21 protein-coding genes and 3 tRNA genes are annotated in these 23,645 nt (G+C 30.9%); 3 read left to right on the plus strand and 21 right to left on the minus strand.

Features of this window, described 5'->3' with window-relative positions; all coding sequences use genetic code 4:
• Positions 1-33: 33 nt before the first annotated feature.
• From AACK87_RS03445 to ytpR, 3 genes are read right to left on the minus strand one after another with little or no spacing between them, the layout of a single operon-like run.
• Positions 34-1,806: a hypothetical protein gene (locus AACK87_RS03445; protein ID WP_338971614.1), complete on the minus strand. Its 1,773-nt coding sequence runs from the start codon at positions 1,804-1,806 to the stop codon at positions 34-36.
• A gap of 51 nt (positions 1,807-1,857) precedes the next feature.
• On the minus strand, positions 1,858-2,913 hold the full coding sequence (locus AACK87_RS03450; protein WP_338971616.1) for a nicotinate phosphoribosyltransferase: 1,056 nt from the start codon (positions 2,911-2,913) through the stop codon (positions 1,858-1,860).
• Positions 2,900-3,526 carry a YtpR family tRNA-binding protein gene (gene ytpR / locus AACK87_RS03455; RefSeq protein WP_338971618.1) on the minus strand — a complete coding sequence of 209 codons (627 nt, stop codon included), beginning with the start codon at positions 3,524-3,526 and terminating at the stop codon, positions 2,900-2,902. The genes AACK87_RS03450 and ytpR overlap by 14 nt, the downstream gene beginning before the upstream one ends.
• An 89-nt stretch (positions 3,527-3,615) precedes the next feature.
• On the opposite strand from ytpR, the gene AACK87_RS03460 reads away from it, so the two are divergent.
• Both AACK87_RS03460 and AACK87_RS03465 read left to right on the plus strand, forming a co-directional pair.
• The gene (locus AACK87_RS03460; protein ID WP_338971620.1) at positions 3,616-4,446 is read left to right on the plus strand and encodes a DegV family protein; all 831 of its coding nucleotides are present in this window, start codon (positions 3,616-3,618) and stop codon (positions 4,444-4,446) included.
• A 15-nt stretch (positions 4,447-4,461) separates the two neighbouring features.
• Positions 4,462-5,319, plus strand: coding sequence for a DegV family protein (locus AACK87_RS03465; protein ID WP_338971622.1), 858 nt, complete (start codon positions 4,462-4,464; stop codon positions 5,317-5,319).
• A gap of 135 nt (positions 5,320-5,454) precedes the next feature.
• On the opposite strand, the gene AACK87_RS03470 is transcribed toward AACK87_RS03465, so the two are convergent.
• From AACK87_RS03470 to coaD, 16 genes are all read right to left on the minus strand, one after another.
• A tRNA-Trp gene (locus AACK87_RS03470) sits at positions 5,455-5,530 on the minus strand.
• Between the two features lie 39 nt (positions 5,531-5,569).
• Positions 5,570-5,645, minus strand: a tRNA-Trp gene (locus tag AACK87_RS03475).
• 108 nt (positions 5,646-5,753) lie between these two features.
• Positions 5,754-6,239: a Fur family transcriptional regulator gene (locus tag AACK87_RS03480; protein ID WP_338971624.1), complete on the minus strand. Its 486-nt coding sequence runs from the start codon at positions 6,237-6,239 to the stop codon at positions 5,754-5,756.
• A gap of 12 nt (positions 6,240-6,251) precedes the next feature.
• Positions 6,252-6,476 (minus strand): acyl carrier protein, encoded by a 225-nt coding sequence (locus AACK87_RS03485; RefSeq protein WP_338971626.1) that lies wholly within the window; start codon positions 6,474-6,476, stop codon positions 6,252-6,254.
• 17 nt (positions 6,477-6,493) lie between these two features.
• Positions 6,494-6,913, minus strand: coding sequence for a hypothetical protein (locus tag AACK87_RS03490; protein WP_338971628.1), 420 nt, complete (start codon positions 6,911-6,913; stop codon positions 6,494-6,496).
• A gap of 46 nt (positions 6,914-6,959) precedes the next feature.
• The gene (locus AACK87_RS03495; RefSeq protein WP_338971631.1) at positions 6,960-8,312 is read right to left on the minus strand and encodes a hypothetical protein; all 1,353 of its coding nucleotides are present in this window, start codon (positions 8,310-8,312) and stop codon (positions 6,960-6,962) included.
• A gap of 83 nt (positions 8,313-8,395) precedes the next feature.
• Positions 8,396-8,471 (minus strand) — tRNA-His (locus tag AACK87_RS03500).
• Between the two features lie 69 nt (positions 8,472-8,540).
• Positions 8,541-9,344, minus strand: coding sequence for a MurR/RpiR family transcriptional regulator (locus tag AACK87_RS03505; RefSeq protein WP_338971634.1), 804 nt, complete (start codon positions 9,342-9,344; stop codon positions 8,541-8,543).
• A 17-nt stretch (positions 9,345-9,361) separates the two neighbouring features.
• The gene (locus AACK87_RS03510) at positions 9,362-12,304 is read right to left on the minus strand and encodes a 2-oxo acid dehydrogenase subunit E2 (protein WP_338971637.1); all 2,943 of its coding nucleotides are present in this window, start codon (positions 12,302-12,304) and stop codon (positions 9,362-9,364) included.
• Between the two features lie 422 nt (positions 12,305-12,726).
• Positions 12,727-13,302 (minus strand): hypothetical protein, encoded by a 576-nt coding sequence (locus AACK87_RS03515; protein WP_338971640.1) that lies wholly within the window; start codon positions 13,300-13,302, stop codon positions 12,727-12,729.
• 74 nt (positions 13,303-13,376) lie between these two features.
• Positions 13,377-13,721: a hypothetical protein gene (locus AACK87_RS03520; RefSeq protein ID WP_338971642.1), complete on the minus strand. Its 345-nt coding sequence runs from the start codon at positions 13,719-13,721 to the stop codon at positions 13,377-13,379.
• A gap of 18 nt (positions 13,722-13,739) precedes the next feature.
• Positions 13,740-14,645: an ABC transporter ATP-binding protein gene (locus AACK87_RS03525; RefSeq protein WP_338971645.1), complete on the minus strand. Its 906-nt coding sequence runs from the start codon at positions 14,643-14,645 to the stop codon at positions 13,740-13,742.
• A 14-nt stretch (positions 14,646-14,659) separates the two neighbouring features.
• A complete protein-coding gene (locus AACK87_RS03530; protein ID WP_338971648.1) occupies positions 14,660-16,630 on the minus strand; it encodes a hypothetical protein in 1,971 nt (656 codons plus the stop codon).
• Positions 16,631-16,788: 158 nt separating this feature from the next.
• On the minus strand, positions 16,789-17,982 hold the full coding sequence (locus AACK87_RS03535; protein ID WP_338971651.1) for an acetate kinase: 1,194 nt from the start codon (positions 17,980-17,982) through the stop codon (positions 16,789-16,791).
• A 14-nt stretch (positions 17,983-17,996) separates the two neighbouring features.
• The gene (pta, locus tag AACK87_RS03540) at positions 17,997-18,962 is read right to left on the minus strand and encodes a phosphate acetyltransferase (RefSeq protein ID WP_338971654.1); all 966 of its coding nucleotides are present in this window, start codon (positions 18,960-18,962) and stop codon (positions 17,997-17,999) included.
• A gap of 12 nt (positions 18,963-18,974) precedes the next feature.
• Positions 18,975-19,400, minus strand: coding sequence for a pantetheine-phosphate adenylyltransferase (coaD, locus tag AACK87_RS03545; RefSeq protein WP_338971657.1), 426 nt, complete (start codon positions 19,398-19,400; stop codon positions 18,975-18,977).
• 118 nt (positions 19,401-19,518) lie between these two features.
• On the opposite strand from coaD, the gene AACK87_RS03550 reads away from it, so the two are divergent.
• The gene (locus AACK87_RS03550; RefSeq protein ID WP_338971660.1) at positions 19,519-20,274 is read left to right on the plus strand and encodes a type III pantothenate kinase; all 756 of its coding nucleotides are present in this window, start codon (positions 19,519-19,521) and stop codon (positions 20,272-20,274) included.
• A gap of 41 nt (positions 20,275-20,315) precedes the next feature.
• On the opposite strand, the gene AACK87_RS03555 is transcribed toward AACK87_RS03550, so the two are convergent.
• Both AACK87_RS03555 and ffh read right to left on the minus strand, forming a co-directional pair.
• Entirely contained in the window at positions 20,316-22,172 is a 1,857-nt protein-coding gene (locus tag AACK87_RS03555; protein ID WP_338971663.1) for an ABC transporter permease, read from the minus strand.
• 50 nt (positions 22,173-22,222) lie between these two features.
• Positions 22,223-23,587 (minus strand): signal recognition particle protein, encoded by a 1,365-nt coding sequence (gene ffh / locus AACK87_RS03560; RefSeq protein ID WP_422397206.1) that lies wholly within the window; start codon positions 23,585-23,587, stop codon positions 22,223-22,225.
• Between the last annotated feature and the right edge of the window lie 58 nt (positions 23,588-23,645).

A 23,645-nucleotide genomic window follows, 5' to 3' on the forward strand; every position in this document is an offset into this window, starting at 1 on the left:
TTTTTTTTCTTAAAAATCATAATCTCTTTGGGCCTATTTATTAAAGTAATCTTTTCATTTTTTTGTGTCAGGTTTGCTTATAACTTCTTTAAATTCCATTGTTTGTTCCTTATTGTCTAACTCTCTGGCCTTAGCCATAACCATAGTATTATTTCAACCTTTTTGATTTGCCTTGGCAATTGGGGCTTCCATAGTTAAAGTTAAATTGGCCTTTTCATTCATTTTCATCATTCTTTCAAAAATCGGGTTTCGATCACGCATATATTGCATGTTACCATGATTTTGAAGTTGTTTGTGATAGTTTGACTGTCAGGCATCTTTTGGTGCAACCGAACGCTCAAAACCACCTTTTGAAACTTGGCTATTAATAACTTTTAGTTTATTAGCTCTTCCTGATGAGGCGATACTTGCGTTTTCATAAATTTGTTTTCGACGATCTTTTAAACTAAGATTTTGAAAATCAGATTTAATTTTTGGCATTTCCTTATTGATTTTTCTCATCGCTTTAACAAAGTTACTTTTAGTTTCAATTGTTTTAGCAATTAAGTCTGCATCTTGAATGTCGTTTTTTTCTAAGAAATCAAAGTGCATTTCCATTTCAGTGGTTTTTTCGATTAGCTGGTCAATTTTTTTCTCCAATTTTGAAAAATCTTTAGAGATTGCCTTGAAGTTTTTTTCTTCTTGATTTTCGGGTAATTTTTTAATTGATTCCAAACTTTCTAAAAAAACTTTTTCTCTTGGCAGAATTAAGGTTGGATCTAAGAAAGGATCGTTACCTCTGCTATTCTCCTCAACAATTTTCTTTCTAGTGCGAGGAATAATTAAGTTAGATTTTGGGTCTAACTTCGGATTTAAAGGACTTTGATTATTATTAGAACTATTACTTGCCTTTTTGTTTAATAGTTCTAAGGACTTTTTTAGAGACTTTTTCTCTTCTTCATTTTTTTGTAAGTGATTTTGGGTCTCTTTGATTAATTCTTCAGAATGAGCTTTTTTACCATATTTTTTCTGGAAATTCTTAATTTTTTCACTTAACTCTTCAAGCTCTTTTTGCTTTTCGTTTAAAAGTTTCTCTTTTTCTGTCAGTAACTTCAATTTACTTTCGATGTTATCTTGAATCATAATTAATTCGTTTGTTCTTTCAGCATCAAATTCACTACTTGATAAATTAGCGGTTTGGTTTTTATGGAAACGATCAATTTTTTGTGAATTTTTTTCAGCAACGCGGAAATTAAATGAGCGTGTATTTGATAAAGTTGAATCCATATTATTTTCGCGTTTTTTAGCTTGTTCAGCTTCCAATCTTCTAGCTCTCTGTAAATCAGTTTCATATCCCTTTGGGTTATTTTTTTCGATAAAATCTCTTGCGCGATTTGAATAACTGTTAATATCTGATTTGGTTAAATCAGTATACAAATCCTCTGAGTGAACTCCCGATTTTCGAGCCTCTTCAATACGACGTAATTTTGAAATTATGGGGTTATTTTCCTCTAATTCATTTAATAAATTACCACTATTTTTTTGAGCGTTTGCAATAACTTCTCCTAGTTTTCCTGAAAGAGCCGGTTTTTTGGCACGCAATTTCTCTAAGTGTTCTTTAACAAATTGTTCCTCATCAGCTGAACTTCTTGCTGGCTGATTTTGATTAAACTCAGATTGAGCCCCACCGTCTTTATCAGCAAAAACAGGATCTAAATTTAAAACAGGATCATCATCAAATGCTCAATGATTGGGCTGACGTTCTTTAACCTCGATATTCTCATTTTCTAATTCCTTTTTCTTAGCTTTTTTATTAAATAATCCCATAAATATACCTCTACTATTATTTTACTATTTTTTGATACTAAATGAGAGATTTTAGTTAATTCTTACTAAGCGAGTAGATTCCTTGAACTCTCTTCCAAACTTAGCTTGAGGTTGGCCATTTAATAACACACTATCCCCTGTAAAGCTTGCTACCGGTTTTGTAATTGCTTCACCAACCCCATAAATATCTACTGGAGCATTTTGACTCTCAAACTCATTAATTTTTTTAGCATCAAATCCTGAAGAAACTATTATTTTGACATGATTAAAACCCGCCTCATCCATTGAAATTCTTAATTTTTTGATTAATTCAATGCTAACACCATTAAGTTCTTGATTTTTCAAAGGTTTGATATTTTGTAAACTTTTATCAGTTAAATTTTTAGCAGTATCAACACGAACAAACTTTAAACGATCTTTAAATTCTTGACAGCATTTTAAAGCATCTGTGATACAGTCGTTATTATAATCAACCAAAGCTACCAATGGTGCTTGTGGATAGGTTTTTTCAAAATCATGAAGCGCAGCAATTAAATCCCCATTATAAGCTTGAATTAGGGCATGGGGCATAGTTCCCGAAGGTTTTTTAACTCTTAGGTCATCAATAAACTCAATGGCAGCCAAAGAGACAAAATTACGCATTCCTCCGTGATAAGATGCTAGTCCATCAAATGCTTGATTAAAATAAATATCTGCACGATCATTCATGTTTAAAACCATTTTACCCCCAGCCGCTTGAATTATTCTCGCTGAGTTGGTGGCAACACTCGTCATTCTCGATAAAACTCCATCAATCATTCCTTCTAGGAAACCAAAATCTTGATATTTACCTGTTATTCTTAAAACTGGTTCTAAAGGATTAACAATACTTCCTTCTGGGAGAGCCAAAATTTCTAATTCTTCAAAATTTTTGCACGCAAACTTAATCAGTTCAATGACTACATCCATTCCTGAAAGTACAGCATTTTCAGTTCTTTGAAAAAATTGCATTGTTATTTTAGAATCGGGACGATTCTTTTCAATAATAGTTTTAGTTTTTATGAAGTAGTCTGCTAAATACTCATTATTCAATATTTTCTCATTAAAGTAATACTTATTTGTTTTCAAATTCTTCTTCCCTCACTCTCAAAAAATCTTGTCCAATAAACTTCTCTCATTTGTTGTCCAATAAGATAATCCCAGATTCTCCAAAGTTATGATTTTTTAGTTCTAATTCCTTAGCTGAACAAAGCATCCCAAAAGATTCAATTCCTTTTAATTTTGACGCTTTGATTTTCATACCATTTGGCATTCAAGTTCCAATTGATGCTAAAACTGCTAAACTGTTAGAAATAACGTTTTTAGCTCCACAAACTATTTGTAATGTTTCTTGGCCGTTATTTACCTGACACAAGTTTAAATGGGTTTCGCTAATTGGTTCTGCCTTTTCAATCTTAACAATTGTTAGTTGTGGGGTGTGGACGATTTTTTCTTGTTTTAATTTTGCCAAAATTTGATTAACAAAATCTATCACTTCCCTATTATGACTTACCATCCCAGGTGCGATCTTCAATTTTTTTCCCACATTAAAGATATTTAATCCAACAAGATTTTTGTCTTTATATAACAAAGTGTACTCCTTGTTTTCAACTATTTCTGATTTATTTTTATCAATATCATTTAAAATTACGAATAATGAGTCAAATTGATCATTATAATATATTCCTGCCTTAAAATTCATACTAATCTCCAAACTATTTAAATATTTCTATTGAATATTATTATATCAATTATATAATATTATAGTCTCAAAAAGATGGAGGAAATAAAATGAAAATTGCAATATTAACAGACTCATCATTTGATGGTAAGTTGAGCGAAGTAAAAGACTTGTTCAAAGTACCACTAATGATCACTAGAGATAGTGGTGAGCAAATAAAAGATGACGAAAAATTAAGTTATGAAGATTTCTACAAGATGTTAGAAGTTGAGAAATTAAAAACTTCTCAAACAATACCAGAAGAAATGTTAAAAAGTTGAGATAACTTATTGAAGGACTATGATCAAGTAATAGTTGCTTTGTTGTCAAAAGGTTTATCTGGACAATTTAATACTGCAACTATGTTAGCCAACGATGAGCCTTATAAAGGTAAAATCGTTGTTGTTGATACCAACGGTGTTAGTGTTGTCCTTGATCGAATAATAGACAAAATTAGAATGTTTATTGACCAAGGAAAAGATGCATTCGAAATCAAAGAAATTATTGAAAATGAAGTTAATAAAAATTTTAGAGGTTTTATAATTCCTAAAAACTTGGAAGTTTTAAAGCGTGGAGGTAGAATCAAACCTGCTGCTGCTGCTCTTGCCAAATTATTAAAAATAACACCAATTCTGAGATACGATGGTGAAATTGATAAGTTTAACACAACAAGAACTTTCAAAAAAGCAATAAAAGAATCAATTGAACAAATTAAAAAAGAGTGTCCAAATGCTGATACAATAGATATAAGTTATTCTAAATCAGATGAGCTTCTAATACAACAAGTAAGAGGTTTGGTTGAAGAATCAGGGATGAAAATAGGTAAGTTCAATCAATTATCAAATGTAATAGCAACACACACAGGTACAGAAACATTCGCACTGATGTGTTGGCTGAGTTAAAAGGAGTAAAGAAGAATGAAAATAGGTGTTTTATTAGATAGTTCTAGTGGGGCTACGAACGAAGAACTAAAAGGAACTCACGTGGAAGTTATCCCTTTGCACATTATTTTAGAAGATGAAAGTGATTTAAGCGATACCAGAGAAAATATTGAAAAATACGATGTTTACAAACGCGTTAACGAAAAGGAAAATGTAAAAACAAGTCAAGCTTCACCAGGTGAACTTGAAGTTAAATACAACGAAATGTTGGAAAAATACGACCACGTAATTCATATAACAATTACTAAAAACATATCAAGTATGCAAGACACTGCAATTATGGTTTCAAACCAAGAAGAGTTTAAAGGTAAAATTACAGTTCCCGAACATAACCTAGCAGCAACAGCTATCAGGGATTGTGCGCTTTATTTAAATAAACTAATTAAAGAAGGTGAGACTGATATTGCTAAGTTAACTAAGAAAATTGCAGAATTCGAAGCAGGTTTCATAGCTATTATTGTACCTGGTGATTTATCTAAATTAGCTAAAGGTGGAAGAGCTGTTAAAATATTTGCATCAATATTGAATGCATTTAAAACAAAAGCCGTTATTCACTGAGCAGCTAAACCTAAGAAAATTGCTATGGCTAGAAAAATTAGTATTATCATTGAAAAAGTTTCGATGATGTTGGAAAAAACTTATGGTAAAAATGGCTACAACTTAAAGCTATTAACTACTTGAGATATTCCTAAAAAACTTTTAGAGACAACTCGTACTGATTTGGAAGCTGAAGGAATTAAGTTTGAAGAAGCTTATTTACCATCAATTTATGCTGTACATGCCGGAATTGAAACTTTGGGCTTTGTCGCATATAGCAAAGAATTTGATTACTAATAAAATTAAAAATAATGCTAAAAAAAACACCTCTAGGGGTGTTTTTTTTAGCATTATAGGCTCGTTTAAGCATTTTTAGAATCCTGCTGTGGTTTTTATTTTAAACCACTTAAAAAGTGGTATTTTTGTCTAAAATGGCAGGGGTGACAGGACTTGAACCCGCGACACTCGGATTTGGAGTCCGATGTTCTACCAACTGAACTACACCCCTATAAAAAAAGACCACAAATAGTGGTCGATGTTTTTAAAATGGCAGGGGTGACAGGACTTGAACCCGCGACACTCGGATTTGAAGTCCGATGTTCTACCAACTGAACTACACCCCTATTTTTCAACAAAATAATTATACTTCATTTTTGCAAAAAATTCACTAAAAAATAAAAAAGTAAATCAATGATTTACTTTTTTTAAACCTTTTATGTTAAAAATTACTTTTAAAAACTTTCAACAATTTTGTTTTCATGAGTCATATCAACTTGTTGTTTACCTTCGTTTTTACAAGTATCACAAACTCCATGAGCTTCAATTTTCAAGTGATTGCTAGTTAGGTTGTTGGCTCTACATATTTTGTTTATCTCTTCTAAAATACCAATTTGATCTTCAGATTCAGGAACATGTAATACCTTCGCACATAAGTCACATTTTAAGTGAATTGAACTATCACCTAAAACTTCATAAATAATATGTTTACCATTAAAAGTATTAGCAAAAATTAAGTGTTCATTTAATAGCATGTCTAGTGTGTTGTAAACTGACATAACATTTACTGAACCAAATTCTTTTTCTACTTCTTTTATAATTGCACTCGCTGAAACATGTTGCTTTCTTGTGATTACCTTAATTATTGATAATCTAGCTCCTGTTAGTCTTACACCTTTTCTTTTTAAGGATTGAACCATTTTCTCGTACGTTAAAGTCATCTTTATCCACCTTTATTTTTTTAATTCTGATATTATTTTATCGAGCTGCCCAATTGTTTGAATACCCGGCAAGTCTTCATCTGGAATTGTAAATCCCAGATTTTCTTCTAATTCAACTACTAAATCCATCAAATCTAAAGAGTCAAGGCCTAGATTTTTGAATAAAGTATCTTTGGTTATTTCACCTTTTGCACCTTTTTGTTTAAGTGCCTTTTTTATTTCTTCAAAATATTTCATTTAACAAACACCTCTCTCTATTTGAAGTTTTTAACCTTATAAAATCAATGATACGTAAAATTATTATTATACCCATAAATTACTTCGATTTCTCTTGGTCTAACTTTATCGTCAAACTTAAATCTCAATTCTGAATTTATCGGTAGTGGTATTAAGTATAATCACTTCTTAATAAAACTATACTTAAAATATTCTAAGTTAAAGTAATAATAATAAGAATTTAGCCTCTTATCTATATTAACAAAGTTCAAAACTTCATTAACATTAAATTTAAGGCTTTCTGGTGGTAAACCAAATAGCTGTTTTTCGTCTATCTTGGAGCTACCAAATCCGTTTTCTTTCAAATCCAATTCTTTGGAAAACTCTGACTTGAAATCAATCTTGTCATAGGTTTGTTGTTTGATGATTCCATAAATAAGCGATGAGAGAGAACCCAAAAATAGTGAAAAAAATAGTAAAATAAAAATTTTACTTTTATTTCGCCTAGACATTTTTTTCTGCCTGGCTTTCCAATTCCTGAAACTCAGCTAAATTAAAATCATTGATATTTACAAAACGGCTGATTATGTCGGGAGTAAACAAAAAACAAATTTGATATTGTTCTATTGAGTCTCCATTAATAATATTATCATATTTATTTAGAAAAAACATATTATAATTGGAAATCCGCTCATTAAATAGGGGGATTTCAAAATTTATTTTAACTCCGGATATAATAACACCTACATCTAGAATTTCTTGATCATTAAAATTAGGATTTTTAATCAAGCCGTTCACTCCTTCTTGATAGAAGGCTGGACGCACAACCCCCAAAAAGGGGTCAAAAACGGTCTTATTGGCGATGCTAACATTAAATTCGACAGGTTCATCTTCAAATCCCTGTACATGGGAATTATCAGATTCAATTTTGGATAATAAATCCACGGAATAAAAAGGTTTTATTTTAGTACCTGTCAATGATCTCAGATTAAAGTTAACTTCTGGGTTTTGATTAACAATTAAGCCTGCTTGAATGGAGTTAAAAAAATTACTGCTTAAACCAAAATTTTCGAGTTCTTTTGGGTCAATTTCTAGCTGGATTTGAGTTATTACAGTAAAAAGCTTTTCTCTTACCATTGCATCTTTTTTATTCTCATCTGGAAAACGCACCATTACCCTTCTGCTGAAAATCTCGCGATAATACCCAATTTCATCAATATCAGGATTGTATTGCATATAGGCATAAGCCAGAGAATAATCAACAAATTGGTGATAGTTTAATTTCTCAGAAAATTCCCCACCGCGTCTGGCAAAAGTATCAATGGTAATTAAACCTTGGTTAATAATTTTGCCCGGATTTAACGAATCAATTTTTTTGAAACTCAATTCATATTGGATAGTATTACTACCATTTAAATTCATATCCTCCACTGGAATTTCAATTTTTTGAAAACCCTTATAATCATTGTAATTATCCAAGGTTCATTTTAAATTGCCGAATTTAAAAATGTCCTTTTTTTGATTTTCGATTTTTTTGGTGATATCACCGTGTTTAGTAAATAATTTTAACTCGACATTTTTTAGGTCAGCCCCAACATCTCTAAAATTTTTTATGTTTCTTCTGAGTTTTACACCACTTCTACCTGCTGTAGAAAAATTAGGTCTCAAATAGATCTCAAAATGAGCGTTTTTCTCACTTCCAATTACTTGATTAATGAATACTGCATCTAAACCAATTTCAATTTTATCAAGTCCAGTACTTGTGATTGCTTGGACTCTAAGTTTTTGATTTTCAACATAACTTAGGCTGTCTTGACTTGATAATGATTCATCGTTTTTTTGTTCTGTTACTTGCATAAATACCTCCTTAATAATATCGTATAAAGAGCTTATGAAGACAAAAAAACCTAGTCTCATTAACTAGGTGTAAGTATCTTTAATGGGGCGTATAAAGGGAATTGAACCCTCGAATGCTGGAACCACAACCCAGTGCGTTAACCACTTCGCCATATACGCCATTTTTGTTGAAATACAACAAAAATATTATACAAAAAATAATAATTGATTACAAATAAATTTGAAAAATTATTCAAAAAATTTCATAAATCGCTTTTTATCACTTGACACAATATTGGTAAAAATGTTCTGAAATACAAATAAAAGTGAAAATAAGGAACTAGACTTATTAAACCATAATGGATGATCTTTATCTTTGATGTTTATGACACATTCATAATTATCACGATAATTAACAGCCGAATTTATAGAAATGAAAATCACTTTTCCACCTTGATTTTTAACCTTATTAGCATTATCAATTATAAATTCATTAGTTCCATAACAAACAAAGAAGAAGACGAATTTCTCATCACTGTGTCTAACAAAATACTCTAATTGTTGTTGATTATCGATAAAAACTGGGGGAATACCTATTGAAGTCATTTTTTGACTAAACTCTTTGGACATATTTTGAGTATCATCCAAACTTACTAGGACAACAGTTTTGGTGTCAAAGACTAATTGGGAAATATTTGAATAGTAATCCTTGCCTATTAAATTATCGTTTTGCTCTAAAACTTCGTTGATTTCTCTTAAGAGTTTTTTTGAAAAATTATCATCATTGTTAAAAATTACTTTACGATTTTGTTCTTTTTCAGATAAATAAATTTCACAAACAACTCTTAAACCACCAAAACCATCTAGATTAAGTTCTTTACAAAAACGCGTCACCGAAGATGGTGAGGTTAGTGATAACTCAGCTAATTTGTTAAGTGAAAAGGAAGAAATTTGGTTCAAATTTTGCATGACAGTCAGGGCGATATAGTTCTTCTTGTCATTTTTGTTTTGCGATATTTCTTTTATTTTTGAAATAATATTATAAACGTTCATTTTTCCTCCTTTTTAAATTAGCCAACCATCAACAGTTCTGGTTTTTCTAATATTTCTTTTAGTGTTGATAGGAATCTTCCTGATTCACTCGCATCAATAATTCTTTGATCGACTGTTAAACTTATACTCATAATAGCTTTGATTGCTAGTTTTTCTTTTTCAACAACAATTGGTTTTTTAACCACTTTACCGACTCCAATTACAGCAGCATTTGGATAAAAAATTGTTGGTGTAGCGTGAATTGCCCCAACGTTTCCAAAGTTAGCTAACGTAATGGTGCTGCCCGTGGTTTCGTAGTTGAATAGTTCTCCCCTTCTCAAACGATTAGTCATTTCTCTAATATCAATGGCCACTTGTTTGACAGTTAGTTTCTCCACAAATTTTAATACTGGAACAACCAAACCTTCACTAGTTTCAGTTGCTAATCCAATGTTATGATGGTTTTTAACAATCTGCTGGTTTGTTGTTGGGTCATAGGTTGAGTTGATTTTTGGGTATTGCTCTAATGCTAAAGAAACTGCCTTAGTAATAAAAGCAATTGTTGAAAAGGCTAGACCTGTTGGATCATTTTTCTTTAAAACATGTTTTAGTTTTAGAATTGCTGTCATATCAATTTCTGTTGAAATTGATAATGGAGGAATATAATTTTGACTTAAAAGCATCGACTTAACTGCTGGATAGCGAGTTAGTGAAATATCTTCGCGTTTCTCATTTAGTTCATCTGAATTATTAAATTCTTGATATTGCATGTTTTGTTTTGGACTTAAATTAATGAAACTTGTTTGATTGTTTCTAAATAAATCTTGCTCGTAATTAACATCTTGAAGATCTTGATTTTGGTACATTTTTTGTTTGGTCAACGGGTTAGTAAATTCTTTAAACTCTGGTTCTGGTTTTAAGTTCTGATCGAAATATTCTGACCCTGGTTTTGAAACTGGTTTAACTGCATCAAAAGTATCATAAAATTCTTTCATATTACTTTTAATTGCTTGTTTTATCTCTTTATCAAAATCTAAATCTGGGGTGTTTTTGTTAGTTCCAAAAGTTTGCATCATATTTTGCATCATAATGTATTGCATCATTTTATTAAAGAATTCATCATTGTTTTTTTCTGGAATTTTGTTTGAACTATTACGCATAGATTCAATCACATTTTCAAGTTTGTCCACGGATTTTAGTTGATTTTTTAGATTATCAATTTCTTTTTCTAAGTAATCACTAGTTTTATTGTTTAAGTTTAACTGCTCTTCTAATTTTGCGTTTTCATCTTTTAATCGTTGTAACTCGTAATTAGCTTTTTCTTGTTGGAATTTCTCTTCTTGTTTTTGCAATTCTTGAGCTTTTAACATAGATTTTTGAGCTTTAGCAATAGCATCTTCAATTACTTTTTGAGTTTCTTTTTCTTGTTTTTCTTTTTCCAAAAGTTTTTGAGCTTCTTTTTCTTTTCTAAAGACTTCAGGATCTGTTTCTAGTAATTTTTCAATATCTTCCAATTCTTTATCTACGTGTTTTGATAAATTTTCATTTTCCATTCAGTGTTCAAAATCTTTTTGACCATCCTTGGTATCAGTATAATTTCTCAATACTTTTTTACCAGTTTTTGAATCAAAAGTTTCAACTTTTTTCAAAAATCTTTCAGGAACATCATCAATCATTATCGGTAATGAATTGATTAATTCTAGGTTGTCTGCGTCAAATTCCGAATGTTTATTTTGTAAATCAGGACTTTTATCATCCATAATTGCTTTCATTCTATTTTTAATATCGTCTTTTTGAGTTCTAGAAGAAATAATTGATTCACGTCTTTGATCATCATACAAACTAGCCATTTTTTTAAAATTATATGAGCCATCATCTCCGGCATTCTTTTTCTCTTCTAGCAATTGAGATGGTGATTTTTTGGGTAGTTGAACTTGTCCGTGTGAGTCTAAATCATGAGAATCGATTAAAAGGTCATCTTCTAAATCTTCATTTTTAACTAAAGGTTTCTTTGTTGTTCACATATTATCTCCTTCTAAATCTTCTACAACCTTAGGTTTTTCTACTTGCCTTGTACGAACTACTTTTTGAGCAACAAAATTTGGCTCTCCAAGCGCATCAGGATCCCCCCCTGAGGCATTTAAACGTTTCATACGGTCGTTAATAATGTTTCTCATTATCATTGGTCGACCATTTGAATCCAATCTATCCATGGCACTAGTTATTTTTTCTTCCTCTGGAATTTCCTTAAAGTCATTATCCTTTAATAATTTGTTTTTTCTAGCTTCTATTATTTTTCTAAATTTTGATGCCCCAGTTGAATTGTCAATTTTGAACATTTCTGCATCCTTAAAAACTTCGTCATTTTTAACCTTACCTAAATTTGCTTCTTCTTCAGGGTTTGCTTTTTTGGGAGCCGGAGAATTTTTTATTGATTCTGCAATATTTTTACGCATTTGTGCAAATTTATCAAGTGAAGTATCATTTTCCAATTTTGATAACTTTTCTTGAGAATCCATTATATCATCACGAGTAGATGAAAACGGAGTTACTGCCATGAAGTTTTTATCGTATAAAACGGCACCAGAAAAATCGTCGCGATAATCTTCTGCATCCTGAAATTTAGAAATTTCACTTTGAGGAATATTCATCGGTATTTCGATATCAAATTTTTCTTCCTCAAATTCTGTGCCTTGAGTTTCTTCTTCTTCTTCTTTTTTGGCTGATTTCTTATTTTTTTTATCATCAATTTCTTGATCTTCATCAATATAAATATTAGCAATTATACTACCATTTTTAACATTTGAACCAAGTTTTATAGTTTTAACGACAACTCCACTATAATTAGATTTTATTATAGCTTCACCCTTGTTTGTTTCAACGAGCGCAAAGTCTTCACCTATTTTCACTTTGTTGTCATTAAAAAGTCATTGCTTTAAAACGCCTTTAGAAGGCAAATTACGTGCCCTTAAATGAACCATAGTATGCCCCCTCATTAAATTCCTTTTAATTATACCATATTTTAAGCTTTCTAAGGTAGTTAAAATCGCACTGACACCGATTGCGCGGTTAAAAATAAATATAAAAATATTCAAAAAGAACCCTGACGGGTTCTTTTTGAATATTGTTATGAAACAAATTACATTGTTGATTAACCGCAGTTATCAAAAGCGGTTAAAATCGAGTTAAAAGTTTTGCATAAAGAAGAAACATTGCTTTTTACCATTTAGATAATTAATGGAACTCGTAGTTGTAAGTTAGACTTATCTATCATACAACTACACTTATTGTATGATATTTGTATAAAAAGTCAATATAATTTTAAAAAATATTTTAATAAATGCGAAAATAAAAAAATCCTAAACAAGTAGCAATAAAGCACTTATTTAGGAAATTAATGTTATTAAGCCGACATCTCTGCAGAATTTTTAGCAGAATTTTTATTATTTTTCTTACCTGATTTTAGGCTTTCCTCAATTAGTTTCTCAAATTCAGCAAACATTTCTGTTGGTGGTTCGGGTTCTAATATTGGTGCTGGTTCGGGAGCTGGAGCTTGAACAATTACTGGTTCGGGAGCTGGAGCTTGAACAATTACTGGTTCGGGAGCTGGAGCTTGAACAATTACTGGAGCTGGTTGTACGTAAACTGGAGCTGGTTGTACAACAACTGGTTCGGGAGCTGGAGCTGGTTGTACGTAAACATTTTCGTGATTACATCCACCTTGATTTTTGTTAAATAAGTCTTCAACACTTTTTGGCAAACTAGTATCCATGATTATTTTGTCCAAGTTGTAAAAGTAATCATTATTCATTGAATTTCCTAACATTGGTGAAGAAATTGGTCCTACAAAAGTATTTTCTGGATATGTGAAAACACCCATATTATATGTGTAAAATCAACGTCCATTAGCAAAGAAAAATTGATTATTTTGATTGGATCCCATTGGTGAGTTCATGTAATTAAAATTTTGTCCGTTCATAATTTAACCTCTTTCTTAATGTATATTAATTATACCATATTTTTGCTCCATTTGGAATGGTAATCAGCTGATTTCTACTTTTTAGTAATTACTAAGTATTCTGGGTTTGCCTCAATTAGGTTATTATTCTTATTGTAAAAAATATTCACCTTAACTGCTCTTGATTTTGTTGGATTCACCATTGGTGAATTTCTTTTTAGTTCCTTGTTTTTAACATTATCCAAAGAACTACGAAAGAAATTAATTCATCCCGGAATTAGTGCAAAGACAGTTTCTAAGGGACCTATAAATTGTCCATCATCTCAAGTAACAACATCACTTCCGTTTGTTGCATACAAATTATCATTTGCTAAGAAAATAAAGTAACCCTCTTTAGGAATTACTCTTTTGATACTTTTGAATTGTATTATATTGTTCATATTTTAACCACCTTAAATCTAGAAGTTCTCAATAATCTCTTCCATATTAATTGATATTTTTTCAAAGACATCTAAAGGCAAGTTGTTTCTAACTAAGTATAAGAATAAGTAGTTAACTTCAAATTGCTTGTTAAATACAACGATAAGTCCGTTTTGTGTCGCCTCATCTTCAATACAAGAAATGTTTTTAGATCTTAAGAACTCGGCAATTTTTTCTGGGTCTCCAGCAACAACAACTCTGTATTTTAAATCAAGGTCAACAGCTTTAGATTCACCTGAATATAGTAATTTTCCTTCCTCAACAACAGTTAAAGAATCAAATAATCCATAAAATTCATCGATGTTGTGGGTTGTTAAAATAATTGTTTTACCCTCTTCTTTAAGACGTTCGAAAATTGCGTAAATTTTCTTTCTTCAAATAGAATCAAGGTTGGCTCCAGGCTCATCTAAAACGATGACATCTGGATTTTTTAGTAAGGCAATAATTAAACTAACCCTGTTTTTCATTCCGAAAGAAAAGGCACGAATTGATTTAGTTCTATGTTCTCATAATTCAAATAACTTAACTAAGTATCTGATGCGGTCCATTCGGTATTTCTTTGATGTAATTCCTGAAATTCGCGCAATTGTAATTAAGTATTTTCATAATGAATCTTCAACTAATGCGAAATCTGTTGGTTGGTAATAACCTAGGTTTGCATTTTGCTTTCAATTACTTCTACGTTGTCTTCCTTCAAAAGTAACTTGACCACTATATCTATAAATTGATCCAATAATTGTATTAAGAATAACACTCTTACCTGAACCTGATGATCCAAGAACGGCGTGAAATTCCCCTCTTTTAATATTAAAATTAATTGGTCCAATTTTAAATTTCTTAAAAGTTTTAACAAAACCGTTAAAAGTAATTATATTGTCGCTCATAGTACCCTTCCTCTCTAATTGATGTCCATGCGTTTAAATACTATTGCTGATACTAATAATAAGAAGAAACATGCTATTGAATCTCCAACTACAAACATTCAACTATCTGATTTGTAATCTTTTCATTTATCAAACTGAACAAATAAAGCGTTTTCATTATTTCCTGAAGGTTTTGCCTTAATTATTGGTTCATCATATGACAAGAATAAGTTCTTTTGATCTTCAAATGAAATACTTGAATTTGATTCTGGGTTAAATCAGAAATCTGAATATGAGAATCCTCTAGTTGATGTATAGAAATGCAAGAATTTCTCTAGGAAGTTAAAGTTCGAAATTATTTTATAGAAATTAGTTTTACTTTTGTAATTTTTTCATGCTGAGTCATTTTTAATTGTTAGTCCATCAATATAAGTATAATCAGATGTTTGGTTAATGAAGTAGTATTCCAAAATTCTAGCTGCCAAATAAGTTGGTTGGTAAGCTTTTACCATAAAACTAGCCATTGCTGTTGTTGTAGCTGATTCTGTGCTACTTGGACGTAGAGATTGACTACCTTCAACATAAGATCTAACAATACTGTTAAAGTGGTCTTGACTAACTTGTAACTGAGTTCCCCCAGTTCCTTTTTGTACATAACTTGCTTCTTTATTAAAATCTATTAATGAACCAAATTTGCTTGAGTTTGCATAAAACATACGGTATTCACCGATATCTAGTTTTAAACCTTGCGGAATCGGAGTATCTTTTGCATTTGCTTGCGCTGTAAAGAATGCAATTAAATCATCATAGTAGTTAGCAAAATCTGTTAGCACTAAGTATTTTCTTTGGTCTTTTTCATTTCCAGAGTTTTGATATTTAGAAATTAAACCATCGATTTCACTTCTTGACACAAAACTTTTAAAAACGAAGTGGAAAGTTGCTCTTTCTCCTCTTTGAGGGTGAGTTGATGAATCTCAAATGGCATCACCCGGGGGAACACTTTGTAATAAAACGTTGTTTAAATCCGCAGTGTCCTCTGTTGTTTTTAGAAGCCCCAAGTCTCTTCATAGAGCTTGTCTTTCATTTAATGCACAATTATTTTTTCCTGGTTTTTCAATGTCAACAACACAGTCGGCATTTCCTCTTTCTCAATCCATTTGGATATATCTACCACTTACAAAGTAATCGTTTATTCATGATGATAAGTTTGGATATTTAATTCTTCCTGTTCCAACATATTTTTGAAAATTTAAACGGTTTTCAACTTCTTTTGCTTTAAATGAAGTATCTGGTGTATAACCTCATTCTCCAGTGGTATCCGAAAAACTAATTGAAATACCTTCTAAAGATTGACGGTAAAATTGGTAAGGTAGAGAACAAATAAATGTTGCTGCAAGCAAGAATGTAAATAATATTAAAGTAAATGCTTGTGAGAAAATTAAGTTCACGAAAGTACAAAATGCAACCAAACAAAATGCTGCAATAATTGAATAAATAAATAGTGTTAATCAGAATCTTATAAATACAAGGTTAATTTTTAAGTGCGCTGGCATAAATATTGCAAACATTGTAAGTAAATTGATTGATATGATCATTAATATTAAGAATAAACTAGCGAAGAACATTGAGAAGAATAATTTTACTCTCGAAATTGATTGAGCTTGGTAAATTATAATACTCTTATCTTCAAACTGGGTTTTTCAAATTGTTTGAGTAATTTTCATAATTGAAACAAAAATAATGAAACTCATAAATACTACGAAAAAGTAATCAAAGTAGCTTAGAATTTGAGCATTTGTTTTTGCAGTTAAAAATAAAATTGAAAATGCGATTGAAATCGCAACTGAAACAAGTAACAAAACAAACGTTGATTTTTGCTTTAATAATTTAACAAAAATTACGTTTGTAAATGCCGCACCAGTAATTTTTATCTTTGGTTTGGTAAGGTTGGTGTCTTGTTCTACTGCTGTAGGTTTTTCCTTATAAACTTGTGGTTGTGATGCCATCTTACTTCCTCTTTCCAATATAAAAGTAAAAAATGAATTTTTCATTCAAATTTTAATCTTTAATTATTATACACAAATTTCACGAAAAAACAATAAGCAAGCGCTTATTGTTGTCTTTAAATTAATAGTATCACGAATTAATATAAAATAATTTTTTTTTAATTTTTAGTGTATTTTTTTATGTCATTAAGAATCATTTTTTCCTCATCCGTTCTGAAGGCAAAAATATTGATTGAACTTCCCTTTTTGCTAATTTTTTTGAAATCACTGTATGGGGCTATGTTTTTTTCATCGTCAATTTCTAATGGAATTAGTTTAATTTTTTCAATAATTTTAGCTCTAACTACATGAGAGTTTTCACCAATTCCAGCTGTAAAAATAATTCCATCAATTTTTTTAGAATCCAAATTATTTAAGTACTGTACAATTCATTGTGCCACTCTTTGAGTATACATTTCTAAGGCAATTTTAGCCTTTTTATCACCTTTTTCAGCAGCGATTGTAATATCTCTCATATCACTTGAAACTTCGCTTACCCCCAGAAGACCAGATTGTTTATTTAACATTTCAGTTATTTTAGAAGCATCTTGTTTAGTTTCTTTAATCATATACTCAATAATTGAAGGGTCAACACTTCCACTTCTAGTCCCCATCATCAAACCATCTAATGGAGTAAATCCCATAGTGGTATCAAAAGATTTACCATTTTTAACACAACAAACACTAGAGCCATTTCCTAAGTGACAAATCACCAAGTTCAAATCCTGTGGTTTTTTTTGATTTATTTCAGCAAAATATTTACAAATATATTGATAACTTATTCCGTGAAATCCATATTTTCTAACTTGATGTTGTTCATACCAATTATTTGGAACTGGGTATAAATATTGTTCTGCTGCAATAGTTTGGTGAAACGAGGTATCAAATGAAGCTACTTGAAGAACTTTTGGTACTATATTTTCAAACGCTTGAATTGCCACCAATGCTCCAGGATTATGAAGAGGTGCTAATTTTACACTTTTCTTAATGATATCTTTTACCTTTTCGTCAATAATAACACTTTCTTTGATTTCCTCTCCACCGTGAACAACTCTTGACCCGATTGCCTTAATTTCATCATAACTTTTAATAATTTTTAAATCTAAAAGTTGATCTAAAATTATTTTAACAGCCATTTCATGATTTTTCATTTCAATTTCTGCGGTAATAGATTGACCTTGATATTTAATAACAACTTTTCCATCGACACCAATTCTTTCAGCTAATCCTTCGGCAATTGTTGTCTTACCTTCGATATTATCAAAGACCTTAAATTTTAATGAGCTACTGCCCGAATTTATAATTATAAACATGTTATTTAACTCCTTTATTTTTTAACTGCTTGATATAAAGTTATTATCGATGTGTTAAATACGTCAACCAAAGACGCTCCCCTTGATAAATCATTTACAGGAGAATTTAGTCCTAAAATGAAAGGTCCAGCAGCTTGATAACCCCCCATTCTTTGCGCGATCTTATAACCAATATTGCCAGAATTTAAGTCGGGAAAGACAAATATATCTGGCCTTCTTGTCAAAGAAGACTTGGGTGCTTTTTTTGCGCGAACTTCATTGTCAAAAGCAGCATCAAATTGGATCTCACCTGTATAAACAAATTTTTGAGCTGACTGATTTAATATTTCCACAGCTTTGCCAACTTTTTCCACTGACTCTCCTTTTCCTGAACCTAAAGTTGAATAACTAAGTAGCGCTAATTGTGGATTTTTAGTTTCCAAACTGATTGCAAAATCGGCATTCATTTTAGCAATTTCAGATAATTGTTCTGGGTCGGGATTTAAGTTCAATGAACAGTCAGCAAATAAGTAAGATTCATCATATTTTGTCATAATGATTGAAGAACAGGCCAGTTTGAACTCTGGTTTAGTTTTAATAATTTGTAGTGCTGGTTTTAAGGTATCAGCTGTTGAGTATTTTAAACCACAAACCATGCAGTCAACTTTTTGTTGCTTAATTAGCATTGTTGCAAAATAGTTATTTTGTTGAACTAATAAAAAAGCTTCATCATATGATAATTTATTTTTTCTTAATTCCACTAATTCTTGAGCCATTTTCTTTGTGTCATAGGCATCAATACAAATCACCTCAACTTTGGGGTCTAAATTTTTAGGAACTTCTGATTGCTTATTGAAAATCACCACCGGGATTGCAATATTTTCTTGTATTAATTTATTAGCTGTTTGGATTATTTTATCCTCACCACCCTCAGGAAATACTATTCTTAATTTATTATTATTTTTTATTAATCTGTCTTTTACTTCATTTATTTTTAACATATTTACCACCTTTTATTCTTTTTTTTGATAAGAATTTATTTCTTTAATAATGGATGACGAAAGTTGTCTGGTTGGTAGATCTGATATAAAAAACACAGTCTCAATATTGGCGTTCACAGACTTATTACCATCAGCTAACATTATTTCATATTTTAAATCATCAGAGTTGCGCAAACCCCTTACTAAGAAATTAACATTATGTTCCTTGGCGAAGTCAGCTGTCAGTTGGTGTTCATTTTTAAGAACTTTAACATTATTAACTTTAGCTAAAAATTTTTCAATATGAGTTACTCTTTCGTCTAGATTCGTTTGATTGGGTTTATTAATATTTTTTGTGACAACAACCCAAATCTCGTCAAAAACCTTCAACGCCTTATAAATAATTTCAAGATGTCCTTGATGTATTGGATCAAAGCTACCAGAGTAAATTCCTATCATACTTGTAAATCCTTCTTATCTTCCTACTATTATTAAAGCACTTTTTAATAATAACTTTAGTTTTTATTAAAAATAATTGCAAATATTAATTTGGTATAATAATCTTGAGGACACGAATATGGCAAGTACTTTATTAATTGATGTTGGTAATACAACCGTTGACTTTAGGGTTTCAAATAATATCAATCAAGAAATTGTGAAATTAGAGCGAATTTGAACCAAGGATGAAAGCAAGCAAAATGAGACATTTTTGAAAGAAATCTTCAAAAATGGTTTTGAGAAAATTATATTTTCATCTGTTGTACCAAATTGAAGCCAACTAATTTATAAAGTAACTAAAGAATTGGAAATTCCCACATTAGAGGTTAAGAATAGCTTTAGTCACGATTGTGATGATTTTAAAAATATTAGTTTAGAAAAATTAGGGTCGGACTTTATCGCCAATTACTATGGCGTTGTTAAGAACTTAAAGCTAAGTGATTGTGTTGTTGTCAGTATGGGAACAGCTACCACAATTTTTAAAATTGAAAAACATAAATTTCAAGGTACCATTATTGCAGCGGGATTAAAAATAGCCTTAGAAAGTCTGGTTAAAAACGCCGCTCTTTTAAGTGGTCAAGAATTTAATTTTAGTAATGCACTTTATGGTCAAGATACTAAAACTGCCATTGAAATTGGGTCTATTAACGGTCATTTTGAAATGATTAAAGGACTAATTAATAATTTTAAATTAGGACCCGATGTTCCAATTATAATAACTGGGGGCAATGCACACGTGCTTTATGACCAATTTAGAGGACAAAATTATCAAATCATTGAGGAATTGATTTTTCTGGGATTACAGTGACTTAGCTCTCAAAAAAATGATAAATAAAAAAATGGCTTTAAGCCATTTTTTTATTATCTTAAGTTAACCTATTCGTCATCACTTGCAGATGCTTTTTGGGGATTAACTAACTGGGGATTTTGCCCTTCTTGTTTGTTAACTCATCGTTCATAAGATTTAAAGACTTTTTCTTCGGGATATTTTTCATTAACCATATCATAAATCAACTGATGGTTTTGTGATTCTAAACCTTTTCAATCAACTTTGTTTGCTTTTAACACAAAGTTAGTTAAGTTAAGTTCTTTTAAAATTGTAATTAGTTTTTTATCACTAGCTGTTGAGAACATCATTTCACGATGACGTTGGCGAGCTGAAAAGATTCCTAGAATTGTAAATAACAATCCAAAAATTAGTAAGTAACCAAAGTTGGCTAAAATGATCAAGTTGTCTGTGAGATTTTGACCACTAACAGCTATTCCATAAATAATAGCTCCTTGACCGTGAATTGAATATGTATATGGAGCGATATAACTTAGGACTTCAAAAAATCCAGATTGCATAAAAGTGGGGAAAGTTCCTCAACCCGAAGATAAGTTGATTACTAAGAATACAACACATAAAAACTTACCAACGGTTTGATCTCTAAAACTAAATCAAAGGGCATTAATAATTATTGTGAAAATTATTGTTGTAAATACCATTCATAAATAAAGTAGTCCAAAAGAGGCTCCAATTACATGGAATCCTAAACCAAATACTGACAACATTAGAATAGTAATTTGAATAAATGCAGTTGCTATCATTAATGTCAGCTTCCCAAAATAAAAGGAAATATTTGAGGCACTAGAAACTCTTTTTTTGCGATCATATATAAAGGTTTGCATTAGAACTCCAACTCATGCACCAATGCATAAGAAGAACTGTCCTAAACCTAAGCCATAAAGATTGTGTTCAATCCCATCAATATGGCTGGTTAAACCTTTTGAAAAGTCTGGTAGTAAATTATTGGCTGAATTGATTAAGTCAATTCCCATTTGGGTAATTTTTTCAATTATCTTAATAGCTTGACTATTTGTTTCTGGAGCTAATTGTAACATTTGTTGTAAAGTAGCTAGAAGTAAACTTGGTCCCGCATCAACTAAAGCCCCAGTTTTAAAATTGTCAAAAAGATAAATAAATTGTCCAAAAATAAAATTATTTCGATAAGTCGATCAAATATTAATTGGTGAATCACCAAAAGCTGCTAAAAGACTTTTGAAATCACTTGATTCTTTGATATTTGCCTTCTGGTTGATGTGATCAAAAATATTTATTATGTTAACAGAAAAATCATGAGGTATTTGCATTTGCACTCAATATTTTTTAGTCTCAAAAGTTTTTCAAGAACCATCTTCATTTTGGGCGGCAATTTTTGAAGCCTGGTCACCATTTTTATATTCAACATTACTTAGTGTCATTGAGTCACTAATCTTGAATTCAAATTTCTCTTTTTTTGTATCATAGCTAATTCCTGGAATTGTATTTGATTGTCAAGTTTGCATAATCAAATCAAAAACAGAGACATAATAGTGATTAAAGTTTCCATCAACTTCTATTCTGGTATTATTTTGGGTTATGACAGCTGCAGCTTTAGTGAAATCAAATTTTTGATTACCAACTTCAACTTCTTTACCATCTTTATCAATATATGATTTAGCCACTCCAATACCTTCAACTGGAAGCGCTCCTTCAGTTTTACCCGAAACTAAATTAACTTTGCTATCATTGCTAATAATTCCCATTGGAGCTAATCCAATATTGGGAATGGGGTCTCAAAAAGCTCAAATGCAGAAGAAAGCATATAAAAAAGGTACAAAACAAATTGCAACAAATTTTATTACTCTCTTTTTACTGCTAAAGACGCGTTCTTGAAACTCTGATTGAACTACTTTTCAATAGTTTTTCATTTTTACATCTTCTTTCTTTTTACAAAAAATAAGATCAGGTATAAAAACGACTAGAACATTCCGCCGCCAAAACCTTTTTTACCCAAACCTCCAAGATTTGGCATACGTCCAGATTTTAGTTGCTTAGTCATTTCCATAACTTGCTTCTTACCTTTATCAAATTGTTGCAATAATTCGTTGTATTCTTTTTCAGTTCTACCCGAACCTTTAATTATACGTTGTTTACGATTTATTGCTTTTAATACACGCGGCTCGCGACGTTCTTTCAAAGTCATTGAGTTCATTAAAACGTTTGCTACAAACAGTTTTTTTTGAGCTCCCTCTAATTGACTTTCAGTAAGTTTTTGAGCCCCGGGAATCATTTTCATAATTCCTCCAAGATTTCCCATTTTAGCTACTTGAGCTAATTGGTTTCTTAAATCTTCTAGGTCGAATTGTCCCATGAACATTCTTTTCATGGTTTTTTCCATAGTTCTTTGATCAACAACTTCAGTTGCTTTCTCAAAAAGGCTATCGACATCTCCCATCCCCAAAATACGGTCAGCCATACGTTTGGGGTGGAATTCTGCTAAGGCGCTGATACCTTCACCTTCCCCGATAAATTTGACGGGTAAGTTGGTCATGCTTGTAATTGAAAGAGTCGATCCCCCACGAGCATCCCCATCTAATTTGGTAACAATAACTCCTGTTAACTTCAATAAATTATCAAACTCTGTTGTTACATTTATGATATCTTGTCCAGTCATACCATCAACCACAATTAAAATTTCTTGAGGTGATACAGCTTTTCTAATATTATTTAATTCAGTCATTAAATTTTTATCAATTTGCAAACGACCAGCTGTATCTAAAATTACAACGTCAAAGTTTTCTTTGACAGCATAATCCATAGCTTCTTTAGCTGTTTTTACAGGGTCTTGTTTCCCTTTTTCAAAAGTTGTGAAATTGTTTTTACTTCCCAATTCCACTAATTGATCAATCGCTCCGGGACGGTAAATATCTAATCCAACAGCTAAAGGTTTTTTACTGTATTTTTTAGAAACTAAGTTTGCTAATTTACCAACAGTGGTAGTTTTACCAGCTCCCTGTAAACCTACCATCATAATTACAGATGGACGTTTAGCTATTTCTAAACCTTTGTTAGTTTTCCCTAATATTTCAACTAATTCTTCGTGAACTAATTTAACCATTTGTTGGTCTGCACGAACACCCTCTGAAATATATTGTCCAGTAGCTTTTGACTCAATTTTACTAATAAATTTTTTTACAACTTCCAAGTTAACGTCAGCTTCAATTAAAGTCAATCTAATTTCTCTTAGAGTTTCTTTAATATTTTCTTCTGTTAGTGTGGTTTTTTTCATATTTTTTTCAATAGATTTTTTCATTCTATTGGCTAAAAAATCTCCAAATCCCATAATTTCACCTCAACTATCATCTAATAAATTGTATATCAAAAAAACCGTTTCTAAACGG

Origin of the sequence: Spiroplasma endosymbiont of Panorpa germanica, from assembly GCF_964019765.1 — a bacterium.
Taxonomy (GTDB): domain Bacteria; phylum Bacillota_I; class Bacilli_A; order Mycoplasmatales; family Mycoplasmataceae; genus Spiroplasma_B.